General features: G+C 75.0%; 3 protein-coding genes. 1 reads left to right on the forward strand and 2 read right to left on the reverse strand.

Translation table 11 applies throughout. The features are described 5' to 3' along the window. The first annotated feature begins 885 nt into the window (after window positions 1–885). Window positions 886–2457, forward strand: coding sequence for a D-alanyl-D-alanine carboxypeptidase family protein (locus AB0J52_RS27425; RefSeq protein ID WP_500185228.1), 1572 nt, complete (start codon window positions 886–888; stop codon window positions 2455–2457). A 96-nt stretch (window positions 2458–2553) separates the two neighbouring features. Here AB0J52_RS27425 and AB0J52_RS27430 read toward each other — a convergent pair whose 3' ends face one another. Together AB0J52_RS27430 and galE are read right to left on the reverse strand one after the other, a co-directional pair. Next, a complete protein-coding gene (locus AB0J52_RS27430) occupies window positions 2554–3198 on the reverse strand; it encodes a TetR/AcrR family transcriptional regulator (RefSeq protein ID WP_500185231.1) in 645 nt (214 codons plus the stop codon). Window positions 3199–3350: 152 nt separating this feature from the next. Beyond that, entirely contained in the window at window positions 3351–4367 is a 1017-nt protein-coding gene (gene galE / locus AB0J52_RS27435) for a UDP-glucose 4-epimerase GalE (RefSeq protein WP_500185232.1), read from the reverse strand. Window positions 4368–4883: the final 516 nt, after the last annotated feature.

The following is a 4883-nucleotide window of genomic DNA, read 5'->3' on the forward strand; positions in this document are numbered from 1 at the left end:
CACCCCGCCCGCCCCGACCCCCCCCCGCCCACCCCCCCCCCCCGCGCCCCCTACGCGCGCCACGCCCACCCCCGCGCCGCGGGCCCGCGCGCGGGGGGGGCGCGCGAGGGTGGTGCGCGCGACCGTGGTGCGCCCGATGACGCCCCGCGCGACGCAGGACCACGCCCCAGCACTCCACGCGACTCCGCCCCACGCGACGCAGGACCACGCCACGCCGGACCGCGCGACACCGCTCCACGCGACAGCGCCCCCCGCAACGCAGGGCCACGCGACTCCGGACCGGGCGACTCCGCCTCCCGCGACGCCGGACCGCGCCACACCGGACCAGGGGACGCCGGACCGCGCGACGTTGGAGCGCGTGAGGCCGCCTTCCGTGAGTCGTCCTCGCGTGAGGCAGGTGCTCGGGAGCAGGGTCCGCGCGACGGTCGTCCTCGCGAATCCGCCGCACACGACAGCGGCCCGCGCGAGTCGGCGTCTCGCCGCAGTGGGCGGCATGCGGCCGACGCTCCGCCCGGTGACGGCTCTCGCACGAGTGGACGGCACGAGACCACCCCGCACAGCAGCGGATCTCACGAGACCACGCCTCGCGCGAGCGGGCAGTATCGGGGCACGCCTCCCGGCAGCGGACAGCACCCGGTCACGCCGTCCGACAGCGGGCAGCACCGGATCGCGCCGCACGGCGGTGGGCAGCAGCCTCGGCAGAGCGGGCAGCATCCTGTCGCTCCGCGTGGTGGCGAGCAGCGGCCGGCGGATCCCCGGACGAGCGGCCAGCACCCGGTCACGCCCCGGACGAGTGGGGCCCACCAGGTCCCGCCCGCCGCGCAGGGCACTCCCCCGCCGGCCTACGGTCCGGCCGGGCCCCGGCCCGGCGAGGAGCGGCCGATCGTGCCCCGGTTCAGCGCACAGGCGCAGGCCGAGGCCCAGGCACGCGCCCAGGCCGCCCAGGCGCGGTCCGCGGGCACGGAGGTCACGCGCGCGGACACGCCGCTCAACCCGTCCCAGTACGCGGTCGGCGTGCAGCCGCAGCATCCCCAGCCGACCCAACATCCCCAGCCGACCCAGCATCCTCAGCCCAGCCAGCATCCTCAGCACGAACCCGGCCAGCATCATCCTCAGCCCCCTCAGCAGGGGCAGCACCCCCGGCAGCCGCAGCAGGCGCACTACTCCCAGCAGGCTCAGCAGGCGGCTCAGCACCCGTATGCGCAGGCTGACGCCCGGATGGCCCCCCGGGCGGACGCGCCCGCGTACGAGGAGGAGCCCCGGCGGAAGCGGCGCGGGCTGGTGATCACGTTGGTGGTCGTGCTCGTGCTGCTCGTCGGCGTGGTGGCGGGGCAGCTCGTGCGGCCGGTGCCGGACACCTCCCTCGCGCTGACGCTGCCCACCGCGAGCCACACCTTCGCCGGGCAGGCGCCTGCCCTGCCGTGGCCGAAGGCCGGGCAGGCGACCGTGTACGTGGACGGCCTGGGCACGATGGGCTCGTCCGGCGCGGCGAATCCGACGCCCACGGCCAGCGTCGCCAAGGTCATGACCGCGTACACGATCCTGCGGGACAAGCCGCTGGCCAGCGGCGAGGACGGGCCGAGCTTCACGGTCACGCCGCAGGGCCTCACCGAGCTGCCGCAGCGCAAGGCGCGCGGCGAGTCGCTGCTCGGGATCCGCGCGAACCAGCGGTTCACCGAGCGCAAGGCGCTGGAGGCGCTGCTGGTGATCTCCGCGAACGACGTCGCGCACGAGCTGGCCCGCTGGGACGCGGGGTCGGACCAGGCGTTCGTCCAGAAGATGAACGAGTCGGCACGGTCGCTCGGCATGACGGACACGACCTACACCGACCCGAGCGGCTACGACTCGGCGACCGTCAGCACGGCCGCCGACCAGGTCAAGCTGCTGCGCGCGGCGATGAAGCTGCCCGCGTTCGCCGAGTCGGTCGCGCTGCGCCAGTTCGTCCCGGACGGGGGCGGCCGGCCGCGCAACGCGGGCAACGTCCTGCTCGGCCAGAACGGCGTGGTCGGCGGCAAGACCGGCTACACCGACAAGGCGGGCGGCAACTTCGTGTTCGCCGCGCACCGCCAGGTCGGCGGGGCGGACGCCCTGATCCTCGGCGCGGTGATGAACCAGCCGTCGACGAGCGCGATGGGCGCGATCACCGCCGCGCAGCCGCTGGTCGCGGCCGCCGGGAACGCGCTGGTCAGCGCCACGGTCGCACCCGCGGGCAGCCGTGTCGCGAAGGTGGACGACGGGCTCGGCGGCGGCGCTCCGCTGCGCGCGTCCAAGCCGGTGACCGTGGTCGGCTGGCCCGGCATGACCGTCCGGCTGGGGGTCGCCGGGACCGCGCCGGCGACCGCGCCGCAGGGCGCCAAGACCGGCACGCTGACGGCGGGCGCGGCGCGGATTCCGCTCACGCTGGACCGTCCGCTCGGCAAGCCGTCCCTGCTGCACCGCCTCCTCCGGCTCGCCTGAGCGCCCGCCCCGGTCCGCCGCGGACGACGAGGGTGCACCGGGCGGCAGCTCAGCGCGCGTACCGCGGGTGCACCGGGCGGGTTCGCGGGGGGCGGCTCAGGTCGTCGGTTGCGCCTCGGGCTTCTCGCGTTCGGACGCCAGCGCGCCCGCCAGCACGAGCCGTCCGGACGTCCGGACCATGTAGGTGACCTCGTCGAGCGGGCGGCGCAGGGACGTCAGAGCGACGAGGGCGGCGAGCAGCGTGTGCCCGAGGACGATCTCGACGGCGTCCCGGTCCGGCACCGGGTCGCCGATCGCCGCGGACAGCCGGTCCCGGACGAACAGGAACAGCACCGTGCGGGCGTCCTCGACCGACGGGTCGTCCGAGGTCACCGCCTGGATGATCGCCGAGGTCAGGGTCAGCTCGCCGGACGCGATCTCCACGATCCGCTCCAGCAGCGAGGTGAGCCGCTCGGTGGCGGTGCCGCCGACCGCGAGCGCGTCGATGTCGGCGGTCACCCGGTGCGCCCAGGTGGCCGCGACCTCGGTGAGCAGATGGTCCTTGGTGGCGAAGTACCGGTACACGGTGGCGCGCGCGACCCCGGCGCGGTCGGCGACGTCGTGCATGGTGACGGCCTGGTAGCCGCCCTCGTCCGCCAGCGCGCGGGCCGCCTCCAGCAGCCGCTCCCGGCGGGCCTGCTGATCCTTCGTCAACGTCCTCGTGACGGTGATCCGCACGCCGCCACCCACACTGCCGCTCAACGCGCCTCCTCGATCGACGCCCCCATTGTCCCGCAGAACGGGCCGCGGCACCGGGGAGGCGGGTGAATCGAGACCCCCGGGACAGGCCCGAGCCGAAGCCCGTCGCCGAGGGTCCGCGTCGAGGAGTCCGCGTCGAGTGTGCGCCGCGCGGGTCAGGCGACCACGTCGAGCGCGCGGCGGTGCTCGGCCCACTGGAGCGAGTGCCGGATGGCGTCGCCGATCGTGAACTCGGGCCGCCAGCCCAGCACCTCCCACGCCTTGGCCGGATCGACGAACGCGCCGACGACGTCACCGGGCCGGGCCGGGGCCTCCTCCACGGCGAAGCCGTCGCCGACGACCTCGCGGAAGGCGTCCACCAGCTCGCGGACGGTCGTGCCGTCCCCGGTGCCGAGGTTGACGACCTGGTAGGCGGGCGGCGCGTCCGCCGGGCGCGCGGGCGGGACGATCGCGTCGAAGCGCTCCACGGCCGAGACGAACGCCCGCGCGATGTCCCACACGTGGATGTAGTCGCGGATCGCCGTGCCGTCCCGGGTCGGCCAGTCCACGCCCGTGATCCGGAACGGGACGCCCGACTCGTACGACTCGATCATCTTGCCCAGCGCGTGCGTCGGCTTGCTGGACTGCAGGCCGGTGCGCATGCCCGGGTCGGCGCCGATCGGGTTGAGGTAGCGCAGTGACACGACGCGCAGCCCGTAGGCCGCGGCCATGTCGCGCAGCGCGGTCTCCGCCATCGCCTTCGAGCGCGTGTAGGGGTTCTGCGGGTCCAGCTCGGACGCCTCGGTGACCGAGAGGTCCTCGGACGGGCGGTACATGCCCGCCGTGGACGCGAACACCATCCGGTCGCAGCGGTTGCGCCGCAGGTGTTCGGCGAACTCCAGGGTCCGGGTGAGGTTGACGCGGTAGTAGCGGGCCGGGTCGCTCACCGAGTCCGGCACGACGATCAGCGCGGCGCAGTGCACGGCGGCGGTGATGTCCGGATGCCCGGCGAAGATCCGGTCGACCAGGGCGCCGTCGCCGATGTCGCCCTGGTAGAAGACCTTCCCCTCGGTGAACTCCGGACGCCCGGTGACCAGGCTGTCGAGCACGACGGGCGTGGCACCGCGCTCGGCGAAGGCCGACGCGATGGTGCTGCCGATGAACCCGGCGCCCCCTGTGATCAGGACCTTCACTTGACTTCCCCTTACCGAAGTGTGCTCCCCGTGGCTCGGTACGCACAGAATCCGCATAGGTCCGCGCAGGGTCAACGGCACGTTGACCAACTGACCGGGACCGGACGCGCGGGCCCCGTTCAGCTGGGGCCACCGCCACCGGCCGTCGCCGAGGCCGCGACCTGCAGATGTGACGAGCCGCCTGGGACGCTGTGCGGGGCGGGTGGGACGGGATGGTCCGGGCGTTCGGGGCGGGCTGTCCCGGGCGCGTGGGGCGGGTGGCCTCCGGGACGGGTGAACGTGTCCGCTGCCGGACGCCGGTCTACAGCGTTTGCGGGATCCGCTACCGCCGGGTACCGGCGATGGTGGCCAGATGCAGCCCACCCGGGTCCTCATCGTGGACGACCACGCGCTGTTCGCCGAGGCGCTGTCGGCACGGCTCGGCCGCGAGCCGGACCTGGTGGTCCTGCCCGTCGCGGCGGCGGGCCGGCAGGCGCTGTCGCTCGCGGCCACCGAGCGCGCGCACGTGGTGCTGCT

It is taken from the genome of Spirillospora sp. NPDC049652 (genome assembly GCF_040675125.1).
In the GTDB taxonomy this organism is placed as follows: Bacteria; Actinomycetota; Actinomycetes; order Streptosporangiales; family Streptosporangiaceae; genus Spirillospora.